This window comes from Chelatococcus asaccharovorans, assembly GCF_003201475.1.
Lineage (GTDB): Bacteria > Pseudomonadota > Alphaproteobacteria > Rhizobiales > Beijerinckiaceae > Chelatococcus > Chelatococcus asaccharovorans.
Genome location: NZ_QJJK01000008.1, coordinates 171249 through 188977, shown reverse-complemented (window position 1 = coordinate 188977; position 17729 = coordinate 171249). Strand labels below are relative to the sequence as shown.

The 17729-nt window shown below is 63.6% G+C and carries 14 protein-coding genes; 9 read left to right on the top strand and 5 right to left on the bottom strand.

What is annotated here, in order from left to right:
* Positions 1–93: 93 nt before the first annotated feature.
* The 3 genes from fabI (at position 94) to C7450_RS19755 (ending at position 5907) form a co-directional block, all read left to right on the top strand.
* A complete protein-coding gene (fabI, locus tag C7450_RS19765; RefSeq protein WP_110376371.1) occupies positions 94–924 on the top strand; it encodes an enoyl-ACP reductase FabI in 831 nt (276 codons plus the stop codon).
* A gap of 3 nt (positions 925–927) precedes the next feature.
* Positions 928–1521 (top strand): histidine phosphatase family protein, encoded by a 594-nt coding sequence (locus tag C7450_RS19760; protein ID WP_110376165.1) that lies wholly within the window; start codon positions 928–930, stop codon positions 1519–1521.
* Positions 1522–1857: 336 nt separating this feature from the next.
* On the top strand, positions 1858–5907 hold the full coding sequence (locus C7450_RS19755) for a Pls/PosA family non-ribosomal peptide synthetase (RefSeq protein ID WP_110376370.1): 4050 nt from the start codon (positions 1858–1860) through the stop codon (positions 5905–5907).
* Positions 5908–5929: 22 nt separating this feature from the next.
* On the opposite strand, the gene C7450_RS19750 is transcribed toward C7450_RS19755, so the two are convergent.
* A complete protein-coding gene (locus tag C7450_RS19750; protein ID WP_425351237.1) occupies positions 5930–6481 on the bottom strand; it encodes a BA14K family protein in 552 nt (183 codons plus the stop codon).
* A 339-nt stretch (positions 6482–6820) separates the two neighbouring features.
* Between C7450_RS19750 and aroC the strand changes: the two genes are divergently transcribed.
* Positions 6821–7945 carry a chorismate synthase gene (aroC, locus tag C7450_RS19745; protein WP_110376368.1) on the top strand — a complete coding sequence of 375 codons (1125 nt, stop codon included), beginning with the start codon at positions 6821–6823 and terminating at the stop codon, positions 7943–7945.
* A gap of 80 nt (positions 7946–8025) precedes the next feature.
* Positions 8026–9327, top strand: a complete 1302-nt coding sequence (gene ribB / locus C7450_RS19740) for a 3,4-dihydroxy-2-butanone-4-phosphate synthase (RefSeq protein WP_110376164.1) — start codon at positions 8026–8028, stop codon at positions 9325–9327.
* A gap of 280 nt (positions 9328–9607) precedes the next feature.
* Here ribB and C7450_RS19735 read toward each other — a convergent pair whose 3' ends face one another.
* Positions 9608–10534, bottom strand: coding sequence for a histone deacetylase family protein (locus C7450_RS19735; protein ID WP_245449958.1), 927 nt, complete (start codon positions 10532–10534; stop codon positions 9608–9610).
* 381 nt (positions 10535–10915) lie between these two features.
* On the opposite strand from C7450_RS19735, the gene C7450_RS19730 reads away from it, so the two are divergent.
* Positions 10916–11506 (top strand): L,D-transpeptidase, encoded by a 591-nt coding sequence (locus tag C7450_RS19730; RefSeq protein WP_110376162.1) that lies wholly within the window; start codon positions 10916–10918, stop codon positions 11504–11506.
* A gap of 250 nt (positions 11507–11756) precedes the next feature.
* Here C7450_RS19730 and C7450_RS19725 read toward each other — a convergent pair whose 3' ends face one another.
* Positions 11757–11957 (bottom strand): hypothetical protein, encoded by a 201-nt coding sequence (locus C7450_RS19725; RefSeq protein WP_146227412.1) that lies wholly within the window; start codon positions 11955–11957, stop codon positions 11757–11759.
* A 533-nt stretch (positions 11958–12490) separates the two neighbouring features.
* Here C7450_RS19725 and C7450_RS19720 point away from each other — a divergent pair.
* Positions 12491–13291: a DUF1499 domain-containing protein gene (locus C7450_RS19720; protein ID WP_110376160.1), complete on the top strand. Its 801-nt coding sequence runs from the start codon at positions 12491–12493 to the stop codon at positions 13289–13291.
* Between the two features lie 93 nt (positions 13292–13384).
* Here the strand turns inward: C7450_RS19720 and C7450_RS19715 are convergent, their stop codons facing one another.
* A complete protein-coding gene (locus C7450_RS19715; RefSeq protein WP_110376159.1) occupies positions 13385–13879 on the bottom strand; it encodes an HIT family protein in 495 nt (164 codons plus the stop codon).
* Positions 13880–13928: 49 nt separating this feature from the next.
* Entirely contained in the window at positions 13929–14843 is a 915-nt protein-coding gene (locus C7450_RS19710) for an MBL fold metallo-hydrolase (RefSeq protein WP_110376158.1), read from the bottom strand.
* A gap of 395 nt (positions 14844–15238) precedes the next feature.
* Between C7450_RS19710 and C7450_RS19705 the strand changes: the two genes are divergently transcribed.
* Positions 15239–15970 carry a hypothetical protein gene (locus C7450_RS19705; RefSeq protein ID WP_110376157.1) on the top strand — a complete coding sequence of 244 codons (732 nt, stop codon included), beginning with the start codon at positions 15239–15241 and terminating at the stop codon, positions 15968–15970.
* 733 nt (positions 15971–16703) lie between these two features.
* Positions 16704–17642 (top strand): helix-turn-helix transcriptional regulator, encoded by a 939-nt coding sequence (locus C7450_RS19700; RefSeq protein ID WP_110376156.1) that lies wholly within the window; start codon positions 16704–16706, stop codon positions 17640–17642.
* The last annotated feature ends 87 nt before the right edge of the window (positions 17643–17729 follow it).

The window sequence follows — 17729 nt, the reverse complement described above, 5'->3', positions numbered from 1 at the left end:
TTCCGTCGTCGGCAACCCTCAGCTAATGATGCCTTGCGTTTCTGTTGACGATCGATGATTCCTCGCCCTTCGTATCCACAACGTTTCATGGCCATGGCTGATAACACCCAAAGCACTTCGTCCATCCTGTCCGGCAAACGCGGATTGATCATGGGGGTTGCCAACAACCGCTCGATTGCCTGGGGAATTGCCAAGGCCGCCCGTGCCCATGGTGCGGAGCTTGCCCTGACCTACCAGGGTGACGCGCTGAAGAAGCGGGTCGAGCCGCTTGCCGCTGAACTCGGAGCTTTCATCGCCGGCCATTGCGATGTGACGGACGGCGCGACGATCGATGCGGTCTTCGCGGCGATCGAGAAGGAGTGGGGCAAGCTCGATTTCATCGTGCATGCCATCGCCTTCTCCGACAAGGATGAGCTCACCGGGCGCTATCTCGACACGAGCGAGGACAACTTCACCAAGTCGCTGCTGATCTCCTGCTATTCGCTGACGGCGGTCGCCCAGCGCGCGGAGAAGCTGATGACCGATGGCGGCTCCATCCTGACATTGACCTATTATGGCGCCGAGAAATGGATGCCCCATTATAATGTGATGGGTGTCGCCAAGGCGGCGCTCGAGGCAAGCGTGCGCTATCTCGCGGCCGACCTTGGTCCGCAGAACATCCGCGTCAACGCCATTTCTGCGGGGCCGATCAAGACCCTTGCCGCTTCGGGCATCGGCGATTTCCGCTATATCCTGAAGTGGAACGAATACAACTCGCCGCTCAGGCGCACGGTCACCATCGAGGAGGTCGGCGAAAGCGCCGCTTTCCTCCTGTCCGACATGGGGCGCGGCATCACCGGCGAGGTGACCCATGTCGATGCCGGCTATCATGTCGTCGGCATGAAGAACCCGGAAGCGCCCGATATCGTCCTTGGCAGGGACTGAGGCGTGGCCCCGACGATCTATTTCGTCCGCCATGGCGAGACGGCCTGGAATGCGGAAGGGCGCCTCCAGGGGCAGCGCGATACGCAACTGAACGATCGCGGACGCCGGCAGGCTGACGAAGTCGGCGGTTTTCTGCCGCGCCTGGTGCCGGACTTCGCTGCACTCGACTATGTCGCAAGCCCCCTCCAGCGGACGCGCGAAACCATGGAGCGGCTGCGGGTGGCGGCAGGGCTTCCTGCCGAGGGCTTCCGCCGGGACGACCGGCTGCGCGAGATCTCATTCGGCATCTGGGAAGGCATGACGTGGAAGGAGATCCGCTCCCGCGACAACGCCAATGCCGCCATCCGTGACAAGGATCGCTTTGGCTATGCGCCGCGCAATGGCGAGAGCTACGCCATGGTGGTCGAACGACTGAGGCCGTTCATCGCCGATATCGCGCGGGACACGCTCGTCGTCTCGCACGGCGGCGTTGCGCGCGCCCTCCTGACCATGCTGACCGATCTGTCGACCTCCGAAGCGCCTTCGGTGCCGATCTGGCAGGGGCGCATGCTGGTCTTCAGCGACGGCGCCGTCCGCTGGACCCCGGCGCCCGAATAGCCTCGGCACATCTGATCGTATTTCATGACAAGGGGCTGCGCGATTGATGCGCGGCCCTTTTTGCATACGCCAAGATGAACGGTCGGGATCGGCCCCGTTCATGCAGCGTTCAGCCGGCCGAGCTCAAGAATGATGCACGAGCTGGTTGTATCGATCAGTCCGTATGGGTGCCCGTCACGATCCTTGATGGGCCGACTGATATGAGGTGATGGCGCCGCCGACGCGAAGTTATCGGCAATCCCGACATCGTTGAAATCCTTATTCGCGCTCGCTTTCGGCGGTCGGGGCAGCCTCTTACGCGCCACGTCTCTAACAAGGTCAAGTCTAATGAACAAAATGTCACCCAACCATGCGCCGGGAATAGAAGATGAAGTCATCGATCTCCCTGGTTCGTGTCTTTTTGGGGACGAGCGGCCGGATTTTTTGCGTGACGAGACGCTGAGCGATATTTTCACCAGTACCGTTCGTCTGCGTGGCTATCGCATCGCCCTCGTCGACGGCGCCGAGGTCTGGAGCTACAACCGCGTGGATGCGGCCGCCAATGCCATCGCCGGCGGCTTGATGGCGCGCGGCTGCGGTCCGGGTGACGTCGTCGGCCTGTGGATGCCGCGGGGCGCAGCGCTGCTCGTCGCGCAGATTGCCATCACGAAGACCGGGGCTGCCTGGCTGCCTTTCGACGCTGACGCGCCCGTCGAGCGCATCGCAGCATGCCTCGCCGACGCAAAGGCCATGGGCATCCTGACCGCGCCGGAGTGGACGGCGCGCCTTAATGAGATTGCTTGCGCGGTTTGGGACGCGGCCGCGATTGCCGATGCCGGCTCGGCCCTGCCGCCGGAACCGCGCCGCCGTGGCCTGACGCCGGATCACCCTGCCTATCTGATCTATACATCGGGTTCGACGGGGACGCCGAAGGGCATCGTCATCACCCATCGCAACATCTGCCATTTCCTGCGGGCGGCCAATGAGGTCTACGCCATCGGCGCAGACGACGTGATCTTCCAGGGCGCGTCGGTCGCTTTCGACCTGAGCATGGAGGAAATCTGGATCCCCTATCTCGTCGGCGCGACCCTCTTCGTCGCGACCCGCGCGATCATGGACGATCCCGAGCGGCTCCCCGACGTGATGGCGGAGAACGGCATCACCGTGCTCGATACGGTGCCGACGCTCATGTCGATGCTGGCCCGCGACATTCCGAGCCTCAGGCTGATCATTCTCGGTGGCGAGGCCTGCCCGCCTTCGGTGGCGACCCGCTGGTCGACGCCCGGCCGGCGCATCGTCAACAGCTACGGGCCGACGGAAGCGACGGTCGTGGCGACGCTGACCGATGTGCGTCCGGGCGAGATTGTCACCATCGGCCGGCCCTTGCCGAACTACAGCTGCTACATCGTCGACGAGGCACTCAATCTCCTGCCGGTCGGCCTGCCGGGCGAGCTCCTGATCGGCGGACCCGGCGTGGCGCAGGGGTATCTCGCGCGTCCGGAACTGACCGCCGAGAAGTTCATCGCCAATCCTTTCGCAGGCAGGGCTCCTGTCCTCTACCGGTCCGGCGATGCCGCGAGTCTCGACGAGACCGGGCGCATCCATTTCCACGGCCGCATCGACGATCAGGTGAAGATCCGCGGCTTCCGCGTGGAACTGGGGGAGATCGAGGCGCGTCTCGTTGCCGAGCCGGGCGTGGCGCGTGCCGCCGTCGTCCTGCGGACCGACAATGACATCGAGCGCCTGATCGGCTTCGTCGTGCAGCAGCCTGACGCGGTCATGACGGGCGCCGCCCTGCGTCGCGCGCTTGGCGCGGTCCTGCCCGCCTATATGGTGCCCTCGCATATCGAGATGGTCGGCGAGCTGCCGACCATGGCGTCTGGCAAGATCGATCGCAAGGTGCTGCGGGTGATGCCGCTGGCGGTGACCGCCGTGGAGGCCGAGGATGAGCCCCGGAGCGAGACCGAGGCGGTCCTCATGGCCGCGGCGAAGCGCGTCTTCCCCAATACCGCGATCCCGCTCGAGGCCGATTTCTTCATGGAACTCGGCGGCCATTCGCTGATTGCCGCCCGCTTCGTGTCCGCCGTGCGCGAGACACCCGCGCTGGCAGGGCTCACGCTCAATGATGTCTATGGACAGCGCACGCTGCGTGCCATGGCGGCGGGCCTCGATGCGCGCCGCCCCGCCGGACCGGCGGCTGCGCCGCAGGATCTCAGTTTCACGCCGCCGCCGCTGTTGCGGCGCTTCCTCTGCGGCCTCGCCCAGGCGGTGGCTCTTCCCTTCATCATTGCGCTGATGACGGCGCAGTGGCTCGGCGTCTTCGTCAGCTACATGCTCATCACGGCGGCGGACGCGCCCTTCCTGGTCGATGCGTCGACCTTTCTTGGCGTCTATGTCGCGATCAACATCGCCACGGTGGCGATCGTCATCGCCGGCAAGTGGCTGGTGATGGGCCGGACCAAGCCCGGGCGCTACCCGCTCTGGGGCACGTATTATTTCCGCTGGTGGCTGACCCAGCGTCTTCTCAGCCTCGTTCACATGAAGTGGTTCCAGGCCTCGCCGATCATGCGGGTCTACCTCCGGGCGCTGGGCGCCAAAGTCGGGGATGACGCGCTGATCAGCGAGTTCGAGGCCGGCGCGGTCGATCTCCTGACATTCGGTGCGGGCGCGTCCACGGGCGGCAAGGTCAAATTCGCCAATGCCGAGGTTGTCGGCAACGAATTGATCATCGGCGAAATCACCATCGGCGAGCGCGCCTATATCGGCACCTCCTGCGTGATCAGCCGCGACGTCGATGTGGGCGCGGGCGTGGAACTCGCGGATCTCTCGGCCGTCGGCGAGGACACGGTTATTCCCCCCTATGAGAGCTGGGATGGCTCGCCGGCGACCCCTACAGGCAAGGTTGATCCGGCCGCATTGCGCGTGCCGCCCGCGGCGAGCCGCCCGCGCCGCTATGCCAATGCCGCCGCCTATATTCTGGCGCTGCTCGTGCTCCCGCCGATCAGTCTCCTGCCGATCTTCCCGGCCTTCTACCTGTTTGACCGTCTCGACGAGATCCTCGGCGCGGCCGTGCACGTGAACTATCTCTACTACGTGCCGTTCCTCGCCTGGCCGACGGCCATGGCGCTGATCGGCGTGACGGTGATGCTGATCGTCGCACTGCGCTGGACCCTGCTGCCACGCGTCACCCCCGGGTCTTATTCGGTCCATAGCGGCTTCTACCTGCGCAAATGGACCGTCGCGCTGGCCGCCGAGGTGACGCTGGAGACGCTCTCCTCGCTCTACGCCACCGTCTATATGCGCGGCTGGTACCGCCTCATGGGCGCCAAGATCGGCAAGGACGCGGAGATCTCGACCAATCTCGCCGGCCGCTATGACCTGACCGAGATTGGCGAGAAGTGCTTCATCGCCGACGAGGTTGTGCTGGGCGACGAGGATATCCGGGATGGATGGATGACATTGCGCCCCATCAAGACCGGTCCGCGCGTCTTCGTGGGCAACGATGCCGTGGTGCCGCCCGGAGCCGTCATTCCGGAAGGCGCGCTGATCGGCATCAAGTCGAAGCCCCCGGCGAACGAGGCCATGACGGCGGGCGATACGTGGTTCGGTAGCCCGCCGATCCGCCTGCCCGTGCGCCAGACCTTCGGCGATGTCGGCGCGACCTGGACCTATGAGCCTTCACGCTGGCGCCGCCTCGGCCGTGGCCTGTTCGAGGCTTTCCACCTGTCCTTGCCGATGGCCTTGTTCATCACCTTCGGTACCTATGCGGTCGAGGTGCTGGGCCCGGCGGCGCTCGATGGCCGCTATGGCACCGCCGCGGCACTCTTCGTGGCGGCGAGCGTGGTGATCTCCTGCGCGATGATGCTCGTCGTCGCCGGCATCAAATGGGTGCTGATGGGTGCCTATCGACCGGTCGTGAAGCCGATGTGGTCGTGGTGGGCGATGCGCACCGAGGCGGTCGCCGTCATGTATTGGGGGCTCGCCGGCAAGGTTTTGCTCGACCATCTGCGCGGCACGCCGTTCCTGCCATGGGCGCTGCGGATCTTCGGCTGCAAGATCGGCAAGGGCGTGTTCCTCGATACGACGGATGTGACCGAGTTCGATTGCGTCCATGTCGGTGATTTCACCGTCATCAACGGCCTGTCCGCCCTCCAGACCCATCTCTACGAAGACCGCGTGATGAAGGTGGGCTGCGTTCGCATCGGAAAGGGCGTCAGCATCGGCGCGGGTTCGACCGTTCTCTATGCCACGACGGTCGGCGACTTCGCCCGCCTCGGCCCGCTGACCCTGGTGATGAAAGGCGAGTCGATTCCTGCGCACAGCGCCTGGTGCGGCGCGCCGGCCGAGCCCCAGGCGCAGACGGTGCCAGCCGAGGCGAAGGTCCATCAGGCCGCTCTCGCGGCCTGATCCCGCCTATCGTCTGGCAGGCTTACTGGCAAATGTGGCGCCTGCCGTCATAGCCCAGATAGGTGCCGCTCGCCGGATCGAAGGACCGGTATTTGGACGAGCAATAGGCGATCCAGTCCGGATCGCCGCGGACGACCGGAGCGGCCTGCTGCGATGCGATCGCTCCGCCGATGAGCGCGCCCGCCGCAAGCCCTGCGGCACCGGCGGCCGCCGCGGCGCCCGCATTGTAGCCGGGGCCATAGTAATAGCCGGGTGGGGGATAAGGACGGCCGTAGTAGCGGGGCGGGGGGCCATAGCGTCGCCCGTAGTAGCGTCCCGGCGGCGGCGGACGGTAACGCACCCCTGGCGCCGCGTAACGGGGCCCACCAGGCCGCGGCGCGACATGGGGACCCCGTGGCCCTCTCGGCCCACCGCGCCACTGGATCTCTGTCGGTGATAGATCCGCCGGCGCCTGCACCGGCTTGACGAACTGCGCTTGTGCGGACGACGCGGTCGCCACGGTCATCCCCATGGCGACACCAGCGCCAAGAAGAGCGCCGACGCCGATGGCCGCGATGCTCCTCGTTAATGCCATGCGCATTCTGATCTCCTCTGACTGCGCCAAGGTCTTGATCGCATCATGAGCAATGCATCGCACACGATCGTCCTTGGCCGCTATGGGACTTATCGCGCGGCCTGGGCCAATTGTTCCGACTGGGGCAAATCCGACTTGGATTGAATCAGCTAATTCAATCCAAGTCATTGAATTTGCCGTCTAGTTTTAAGCGGAGCCAACTCGCAACAGGCGGATTGGCTCCAGGCGGTAGGAGCGGTGACGGCAACAATTTGTCCTTGCCATGAAATAAACGGGCGCGACGTCCATTTGACCCCTGAGGCCATGCTTCGCTATGAAGCGCTGGATCGAGAGGGCTCCATGTCTCACAATAGTTTCGGCCATCTGTTTCGCGTCACCACATTTGGCGAGAGCCATGGACCGGCTATCGGCTGCGTGGTGGACGGTTGCCCGCCGCGGATTCCGCTGAGCGAGGCGGACATCCAGGCCGAGCTCGATCGCCGCCGCCCGGGCCAGTCCCGGTTTACGACCCAGCGGCGCGAGCCGGATGCGGTCAAGATCCTCTCCGGCGTCTTCGCGGACCCTGTCACGGGCGAGCAGGTCACGACCGGCACCTCGATCGGCCTTCTCATCGAGAATGTCGATCAGCGTTCCAAGGATTACGGGGAGATCAAGGATCGCTATCGGCCGGGCCATGCCGATTTCACCTATGATATCAAGTACGGTATCCGGGATTACCGCGGTGGTGGGCGCTCGTCGGCGCGCGAGACCGCGATGCGGGTCGCTGCCGGAGCGATCGCCCGCCGGGTCGTCCCCGGGCTTGCCGTGCGCGGTGCTCTCGTGCAGGTCGGCCCGCACAAGATCGATCGCAGCCGCTGGGACTGGGACGAGGTCGGTCGCAACCCCTTCTTCTGCCCGGATGCGCAAGCGGCTGCCCGGTTCGCCGATTTTCTCGACGAGGTGCGCAAGCGCGGGTCGTCCGTCGGGGCTGTCATCGAGATCGTGGCAGAGGGCGTGCCGGCGGGGCTTGGCGCGCCGATCTATGGGAAGCTGGACAGCGATCTGGCGGCTGCGCTGATGAGCATCAATGCCGTCAAAGGCGTCGAGATCGGTGAGGGTTTCGCCGCCGCGGCGCTCTCCGGCGAAGAGAACGCCGACGAAATGCGGCCGGGTAACGACGGCCCGCTGTTCCTCTCGAACCACGCCGGAGGCATTCTCGGCGGCATTTCCACCGGCCAGCCGGTGGTCGCACGCTTTGCGGTCAAGCCGACGTCCTCGATCCTCAGCGAGCGCCAGTCGGTCGACCGTTTCGGGCACGAGGTTGATGTGATGACCAAGGGGCGGCATGATCCCTGTGTCGGCATCCGTGCCGTGCCTGTTGGTGAAGCGATGGTCGCCTGCGTGCTGGCCGACCACTTCCTGCGCCATCGCGGGCAGGTCGGGTCATCGCCGGCATGGCCGCAAACGCCGCCCGGTGGCATTTAGTTGCACTTAATGCCGGGTTGCGCGCGTCCGCGCGTGATTTTATTTGCATTAAATGCCCCTCGGCATTAGCGTCCCTGCCGATGAAATTGATCGATTGGCTCACACTGCATGGCGTCAGCCGGGCGGAGTTTGCGCGCCGCATTGGTGTTACCCCCGCTGCGGTTACCCAGCTCTGCAACAATGAAGCGGCCTGGCTCAGCCGGGAAACCGCGCGTTTGATCATCCGCGAGACGCGCGGAGCTGTGACACCCAACGATTTTCTGGCCGATGCTCGAGAGAGCGAGGAGGCGCGCTTGCGTAACAGCGTTTTGGAAGCCATCGAGGCATTTGCTCGGGGTGCGATGGTTGTCGTGACGGACGATGATGATCGCGAGAATGAAGGCGATCTGTTCGTCGCGGCGAGTTTGTGCACCCCGGAACAGATGGCATTCATCGTCCGGCATACCTCAGGTATTGTCTGTGCACCTCTCGCGCAGGCCGAGGCGCGGCGACTGCGGCTCGATCCGATGGTGACCTTCAACGATGCGCCGCTCGGCACCGCCTTTACGGTCTCTGTCGACGTTCGCGACGGCCTGACGACGGGCATATCGGCTGAGGAGCGCACCAATACGGTGCGGGCGCTCGCCAATCACAACAAGGCCCCCGACGATTTCGTGCGGCCGGGCCATGTCTTTCCGCTTATCGCCCGTGAAGGCGGCGTACTCATGCGCTCGGGCCACACGGAAGCCTGTGTCGACATGTGCAAGCTTGCCGGCCTCCCGGCTGTCGGCGTGCTCGCGGAACTGGTCAATGACGACGGCACCGTCATGCGCGGCCCGCAGGTCACCGCCTTCGCCGAGAAGCACAACCTCCTGCGGATCTCCGTGGCCGACCTCATCGCCTATCGCCGCATGCGCGAGAAGCTCGTCGATCGGGTCACGACATTTCCCGTTCAAACGGATATCGGCGAGCTCACGGGCTATGCCTATATGACGTCGATGGATCCGGTGCAGCACTACGCCTTCGTCTATGGCGACATCAGCGACGGCCGTGAAATCCCGACGCGCTTGCACCGCTGCGACATTCTGGCCGATGTTCTCGGTGGAGCGAAGGTCATCCATGCGGCGTTACAGCGTTTCAAATCGGCCGGGCGCGGTGTCCTCGTTTACCTGCGCGACGGCACGGCCGGCGTGCCGACCAGCCTTGCCGGGGAGGCGGCGGGCCGGGTGAGCTCGGAGGAACAGCGGCTGCAGCAATGGCGCGAGATCGGGCTCGGCGCGCAGATCCTGAAGGATCTCGGCGTGTCCTCGATCCGTAATCTCGCATCGGGACCGCGCACCTATATCGGCATTTCCGGCTTCGGGATCGAGATCGTCTCGACGGAGCCCGTCGACATAGGCTGAACGCCCAGGTTGGGGGACCGCGGGACAGGCGGTTCCCCTGCGGAGCAAGTCCGTCTTTTGCGGGCTTGCTTTAGCAGGCTGTTGAAAAACTCAGCCTTTGCCTGAGCGATGTCATTTGGCGACGGTGTCATTCCCGGCCGAGGGTCGCAAGGCCCGAGGGGAAGGGAATCCAGGACAATGACGCCCTTGATGATTTTGGATCCCCTTCCCGCTATTGGCTTCGCCAATCGCGCCGGGGATGACACGTGAGCGGTTCGAGAAACAGTTTTTCAACAGCCTGTTAAGCCTCCATGAGGGCCGCGACATGGGTCGCGGCCGAGCAGGCAAGCCCTTCCAGATCATAGCCGCCTTCGAGGACGGACACGATTCGGCCTTCGCACAGGCGCGCGGCGATCGCCATGATCTCGCGCGTTGCCCATGCGAAATCGTCCTCGGTGAAATTGAGGCTCGCCAAGGGATCGCGCCAGTGAGCGTCGAAACCGGCGGACAGGATGATCAGGTCCGGCCTGAAGGCCGCTATCCGCGGAAAGATCACGACGTCGCAGGCTTCGCGCAATGCCGCTCCGTCATCGCCGGCCGCAAGCGGCACATTGACGATCGTGTCGTGTTCGCCCCGCTCCGCGCGGCTCCCGGTGCCGGGATAGAGCGGCATTTCATGGGTTGAGCAATAGAGCACGCTCGCGTCGTTCCAGAAGATATCCTGGGTGCCGTTGCCGTGATGCACGTCCCAATCGAAGATGCAGACGCGGTCAAGCCCATGGACCTCGCGGGCGTGGCGAGCCGCGATCGCCGCATTGTTGAACAGACAAAAGCCCATCGCCTTCTCGCGCTCGGCATGATGCCCGGGCGGGCGTACGCCGCAGAAGGCGTTACGCGCGCGTCCCTGAAGGACTTCGTCCACCGCCTGCACGGCGCCTCCCGCGGCGCGGAGAGCGGCCTCATAGCTCCCGGGTGAGAGTGTCGTATCGACGTCGATCTGAACGAGGCCTGCGTCGGGGGTCTGCCCCGCGATATCAGCGACATAGGCGGCCGTGTGTGCGCGTGCGACGGCTTCTTCGCTTGCGCGTGGCGCCGTCATCCGTTGCAAGCCCGCGAAGGGCGGCGTCGCGAGCGCGGCGTCCACGGCCCGCAGGCGGTCCGGACGCTCGGGATGTCCTGCCGGGACCCGATGCTCAAGACATGCTGGATGGGTGATGTAAAGCGTCACGCCTTCGCCTCCTGCAACCGGTGCCGCACGACCCGGCCCCGATCGCTCCCCAAGCTGAGCAGAAAATGCACGCGGGCGACAGCAGAACTTGGGCGGTTGACGGGCGCCGTCCATCGGCCCGGTGTAGAGAAGGCTCTCCGCGACCGGGCGACCGGATCGTCCTGTCACGTCCGGAGATCGGTGCGGATGGCCCGAGATAGGGCCTGAGAGAGGATCGCCGCCCCCGCACGGCTCTGCGGCGGCGTTGATATTCGTGGCACGCAGGCCACCCGCGTGCCGACGGTAATTGTTTCATTAACCATAACGGTAATAGAACCATAATAAACATGGTTGACGATTCCCGAATCGCGCCAGCCTTCCCCTGATGGAGCCGCCCCAGACATGCGCCTCAAGACGTTTTTTGCTGTTCTCCTGTCTGCGTCTGTCCTCGCCGGCTGTAATTTCAAGACGGTGCCGGATCCGGCGGTGTCGAGCCGCGATACGGAATGGATGGCGCAGATGCCCCAGGCGTCGGTCGATCCGCTGTTCGCGCGCTATGAGATCGATGATCCCACGGGTGAGCCGCCCGGCACCATCGTTGTCAAGCAGAAGCAGCGTCAACTCTACTACGTGCTGCCGAACAAGCGTGCCATGCGCTACGGCGTGGCGGTCGGCGACGAGGCCTATGGCTGGACCGGCAATGCGACCGTGCAGCGCAAGGCGGAATGGCCGAACTGGAATCCGCCGGCTGAGATGAAGGAACGCTGGCCGCATGTCCGCGCCACCGCGGGCGGCCCGAACAATCCCCTCGGCGCGCGCGCGCTCTATCTCTACGACGAAAAGGGCCGTGATACGCTCTACCGGATCCACGGCACGAACGAACCCGAGAAGATCGGCCAGGCCGTTTCTTCGGGCTGCATCCGTATGCGCAATCTGGACGTCATCGACCTCTACAATCGCGTCCAGCCGGGAACCCGCGTCGTGGTGCTGTAAGCCATTGTAGCTCGCCAATTCCAGAAAAGGGCTGGAGGGTCCTCCGTCCTCCGCCCGGAATGGCGCAACGCAGTCGCGCACCGTCAGACGGGTCGCACGCCTCCGGGGCTCGGAGACGGCAGACATGCGCCACGCGCGCCCGGGAGAAGCGACCCGTGAAGCCGTGTGAGCGCGCCTGGTCGATAGGCCTGCGCCGCCATCCCGGCTCGACCGCCGGGCGCACCGGCGCCTGTTTCGGACGACGCGCGGTTCAGTTGGCGAAGCGCGAGGCGGTCCGTCCGTTCGAGCGGTTGCGCTGCGCGTCGACCTCGCGCGGGGGAGCTCCCTTCGCGATGGCCGCGGCCGCGGCGACCGCCGGAATACCGATGGAGCCGAAGGTCGGAACGCGCTCGGCGCGAGAGGCCTTATGGCTGCGCGACGCGGCTTGGTTCTTTTCAGCCTGGGTATTCATGATCCTGGTCTTTCGTTCCATAAAGACGCTGATGACGGCTCGTCCGCCAGTCACGTCGCAACAGTGATCGCTGATGATGCCGACCAGGACTTGGCAGAGTTTGGGCAATCCGGAGGCGGAAACGTCCAGCCGCGGATTTTTCTCATCCTATCGATAACGAATGGTTCACGGAGCGGTTGGCGATGCGCTTGACCGGGCCCGGTTTCGGTGTTGGAGAGCAAATCCGACTGTCGCGGACGTTCTCTGCTGGATAAAGGGTTGGGTACCTTCACCGCCTTGGAAGGTTTCGGCCGGTTCCATTCAAGCCGCATTGGCTCCGCCGCTTGCGGCCGTCGCCTTTACATGAAGGCCGTGTCCGTTGCTCTCGGCTGGCGTCCGGGCCGAGCCGCGTTTCGACCATCGCGTTCACCCGCCGTCCACGACTATTTGGTACAACGACTTGAGTGGAAAGCGGTGCCGTGCATCGGGACGGGCGCGGCGCCTTATGGCCCTCTCGCACGACCCGAGGTCGGCGACGGGCGTGGAGTAGACGAATGCGACGCGTAACGTTGCACGAGCCGGTCACGTGGATGGCGCCGGCCAGTCGCTGGATCGGCCTCTTTGCGGTCGTTGTGATGCTCTTCGGATTGGGGCTCCTGCGCTTCGGGCATGTGGACCTTCCGGATGCTCTGGCCGTATTGACGGTCGCACCGGCGATCGCCCTGCTCGCCGTCCTGCTGGCCCTGCTGGCCTTTGTCGTGATCTGGCGGGACGGTGCGCGCGGCCTGGGCGCGGCTCTTGCCGGCATCGTGCTCGCCCTCGTCGTGCTGGCCGGGCCAGCCTATGTCCTCGTCGAGGGGCTGCGCGCGCACAGGCCGCAGGATGTCGCGACAGATGTCGCTCGGCCACCGGCCTTTTCCCTCTCGCGCGCCGCGCTGGCTGCGCGCCATGGCGTGACCCCCTCCCTTGCGCCTGGCGTGGTGCGACAGGCATCGATCCCCGGAAGGGGCGTCGTCGAGCCGCTCGATCTCGACGTACCGATGGCGCCGGCATTCAACGCGGCCCTGAAGGTGGCCCGCGACCTGGGGTGGGATGTTGTCGAAGCCATCCCCGGCAAGGGCCGCGTTGGAATCGGTCGCATAGACGCCGTCGACCATACCCCCATTCTGCGGCTGCCCGTCGACATAACAATCCGCTTCACGCCCCGCGCGCAGGGCGTGCGCGTCGATGTCCGCACCGTCGTGCGCCACGGCATCGCGGATTTTGCGCTGGCGGTTGGTGCCGAACGCATCGAACAGTTTCTGGATGCGCTGTCGGATGCCACGGACGAAAGCGCCGAAGGCAGTGCGAGCTGACCTCCCGAAGTCTTTCGCGAGTCCGGCTTGGCAATAGCGGCTTTTGGCGCATCCCTGCCAAAACCCTGGTCGGCCTGACGCGAAATCCCGGTCTCACGAACATTGGATGAGCTGACGTAGGAGTGCGATGGTTTCCGACACCGATGGCCCCTTAATTGGCGGCGGATCAGTTCGTTCGCAGAATTCTCGCCAGACGAACAATGTTAGCTCCGCGCCGTCAGTGGGTGTCTCTCCCGGCCCGTCTGCGAACTGCTCGAGCATCCGATAGCGATCATCCTTCCAGAAAAGGTCTTCAACCCACTCATAGATAGGGATCGCGTGAAAATGGATCGGGTAGCCTGGGGAGTGCCCATAGCGGGCGATGTAGACCCGACGGGCACCGAGCGCATTCAGCGCGCGCTGGACCTTTGCGAACACCGTCCCCATCACGCCTAATGCTTCGGCAGGCAGATCGCTCAGATCAGTCGTGGCTTGTGTCGAAGCAATCATCAGGTAGCCAGGGAGCGCTGAATTGATGCGATGGTTCACTGACCAGCCGGACGTTTCGGCAATATGATATTGTGGAAGAATGCCATCGTCTTTGCGCATAACTTCACCTTGTCAGGGTACCAGGCAATTCCACTGACGTCGGATTGCTTTAGGACCCGCCAGGCCGGTAGCGGGCCGTGAGCGTCGCGGGGCCATCGGTCACGACGAGCCGCCGCGCCACGAGATCCTCGAGATGGGCGAAGACGGAGAGGGCAGCCGCCGGCAGCAGCGCCGCATTGAGCCCTTCATAGAGCCGCGGAACGATATCGGCGATGGTGCGGTCACCGCTCCTGATGCGCCCCAGGATCGCCGCCTCGCGCTGCAGGCGATGGTGGAGGAGCGCGCGCAGAAATCGCGCCGGCTCCCGCACCGGACCGCCATGCCCCGGCCAGTAGATGCCCTCGGAGCGCTCCTGAAGGCGGATGAGGGACGCCTTGTAATCGGTCATTGAGCCATCCGGCGGTGCGACGATCGTCGTCGACCAGGCCATGACATGATCGCCGGAGAAGAGCGCATTGGCCTCGGTGAAGGCGAAGGCGAGATGATTGGCCGTGTGTCCGGGGGTCGCGACCGCCGTGAGAGTCCAGCCAGGGCCAGACACCGTATCACCGTCCAGCATCTCGCTATCGGGCCGGTAGTCACGGTCGGCGCCTGATTCGCCCCGCGGCTCTTCACCTTCCGCCCAAGGCCGGGATGGCCGATGCGGCCCGCAGCCGACGATCACCGCGCCGGTCGCGGCGCGGATCGCCGCGGCGGCGGGTGAATGGTCGCGATGGGTATGCGTGACCACCACGTGGCTGACCGTCTCATTGCGGACCGCCTCGAGGAGGGCGTTGATATGCCGGGCGTCGTCCGGGCCGGGGTCGATCACGGCGACCTTGCCGCGTCCGACGATGTAGCTGCAGGTCCCCTTGCCGGTGAAGGGGCTCGCGTTTCGCGCCAGAACACGCCGGATGCCGGGCGCAACCGCGACAGCGATGCCGGGCTCGGCCTCGAAGTTCAGGTCAAACGGAATATCGCTCATGCTTCTACGTCCTGCTTCCACGTCCTGCTTCGATATGCTGCTTCGATGTCCCGGGCTGCGAGGCGACGGGTTCTCTCCGCCGGCCCGGGGGACGGCCACCGGCCCATACGTCTTCCCGCCCCTATATCCAAGCGCTCATGGATCTGCGAGCCCGTGTATCCGCTCATGCGGGGGCCCGGGCCTGTAATCACGTGCCCGATCCCCTCGACCCGCCTGTTGTCGGCTGGGGCGTTCGAGCCCGGCGGCGCGGCTTGCAATGTCGGTTGCGGACGATGCCGCGCAATCTGCGTGGATGTGCGGTCATGGTTAATCAACTCTAAGTTGCATGCACGCCGCTTGAATGGCTTGTCGCTTACGCCTCCAAGCGGATGTGCTGATGGCGCAGGGATTGCACAATGCTCAAGATCATCAAGTACACGGCCTATATCGCCCTCATCCTATGCACCATAGGTGCCGTCATCATGGCACAGGATGCAACGGCCATCGACGCGGCACCGCAGCAAGTGGCCCAGGCCCAGCCCGCAGCAAAACGGCCGGCCGCCAAGCCAAGACCCGCTGCGGCGCCCAAGGCGCAGCCCGCGCCGGCAGAACCCGCCGAGGCTGTGAAGGCCGAGGCTCCGCAACCCGCCGAAGGGGCGGGAGGGGCGACGGAGGAAGCGGCGGCCCCGCAGGCGCAAGTGCCCCTTTACACGCAGCATGCCCTGCAGGCCGGACTGCAGAATTGCACGCCCATCGTCAATCATCTTGGCAATATGGCTGCGGATACGGACTACGCCGTGCAATCCGTCTGGAATCGCGATCAACCAAACGCGCATATGTTCTGGCAGCTCATGGGACTGAGCTACAGCGGCCGGCCTGGGCTCAACAAGGCCAGCAGCATCCTGGTCGCCGCGCCGATGAGCGAGAACCAATGCGAAGGGGTGTTGGTGCAGGTTATTCCGAGCCCCCGAAGCTGCGAGGCCATCGGGGCCAGCCTTGGCAAGGAGGGCGGCCGGGCTCTTGAGGGGCTTGTCGGCGTGCGCAACATCATGACAGTGCGCGGCGAGCGCGTGATGCTGCTGCCCTCGGCGAAGAGCTGCGTCATCGTCAGCGTCATGGGCGCGCAATCGCAGCCGCGATCGCAGTGACGCCTCGGGTGGCCCCTATGACGGCCGAAGGCCGCCTGGCAAGCGGGTCGCACGAGACAGGATGAAAACCGCCGCGGATGCCGCCATGGGGCTCCGCCGATACCACGAGATCCCTGGGCGACATCGGTCGGTGGGCGAGGGCATCCAGCACGCTCTCGGCCGAAGAGCGGAATAGTGCGCAGGTTGTGTCAACAGAAATATATATATCAAAACGTGCAAAAACCTGTTCACCTCCAGCTTGAGCTGTGCAAACTTCATCTCCCCGGCAGGCGTATCCGAGGTGCCGGGAGCCGATGGCGGCGATGTCGTGATCAATGCGGAGCGTGGTTCGGCCATCGCGCGAAGACGGGAGCCGCCCATTTAGGCCTCCGTGACGCGCGTTGCCTTCCATGATTATGACGACAGGCCGCAGCCCCTGGGACAGCGCGATGTGTGAAATAGGGATTGCGATCTCCGCTTTATGCTGGATAGGTTCTGATAACGTATTGATGCGTATATGAATAATATTTGAATGATATACGCAAAAATGTATTGTAATTTTATTCCATTTTGCGATGTTAATTGCAGTATAAAATTAATCAATTGATAATTTTGTGTCGAAAATAGCGATATTGGGGGCCAAATTGCGATGTCTGCAACTCTATGTGCGGCAATTGCATTGCTGTGAGTGCCGTCCGTGTTCAGATTTTCTGCTGTCTCTCGCAATCAGCGAAGTGGCGTAGCAGGGCATGTCATGAAAAATCAGGAAATAACCAGCGAAGTGGGAAAAGTACTGGAAAGAGGCTACTCTGAGTACGATAGACCATTTCGTGAGGAATTCTGCGGCGATTTGCTGAGATCAGCCTTTGATATATATCAGGGTGGTGAATTCTCAGCGCAGGCGCAAGTTGCATTGTTTGATGACGCGCGTGTGATCAGCGCGACGCTGACACCCGGAACACTGACACGCAATGCCAAGCTTGTTTCAGCAGAGACCACGAGCCTCGTTGCCATCAACGTGCTTCGTGGTCAGGCCAGGTTGACCTGCGATGGTCGCAGCATGACGGTCGATCCGCTCGGGGTTGCCATCGTTCATGCAGATGCACCGTTTCAGCTCGACATTCTCCCGGGTGAGGAAGCGGCGCAGTTTTCGTGGATCGAGCTATCCAGCGTTTCCGATCTTCGTTCGCTCATCCGTAACAAATCAGTTATGGTTAGCTCGAATGCGTTGAGTGATTACATATCGTTCTTTGTCGATTTTTTCATAAGATATGCGAACGACGATATCTCGCGTTACCTCGATCTCTCCATTCGCCAGAGTATCGTGGAAATGCTCCGGGCGTTCCTCCGCGACCAGGTGGCTCGCGAAGACGGTAGCAACAAGGCGCGACTTGCTAATGAGATCATCGATTATATCAAGAACAATCTTGAACTCCACGATCTCGGAGCGGCAAAGATATCGCGAAATTTTAATGTATCGCAACGCAAGCTCTATAAGATATTTGAGGACTCGGGATTGTCCTTGAGGGATACAATTCTCCACTATAGGCTTGAGGCTGCGCGGAAAGAGCTTGCCTCAACAGTCGAGAAAAAGATTATCAATATCGCCTTTGACAGCGGCTTTAATGATGTCTCGACATTCTATCGCAACTTCAAGCGCAAATACGGCTACTCACCGCGACATACGCCGTGAGCACCATCTTCGACATCCCCGTCGCGTTGACAGGGATGTCGATCGCGTCGCTATCCTGAATTGGCGCGACGTTCCGGTCCGTGCGGC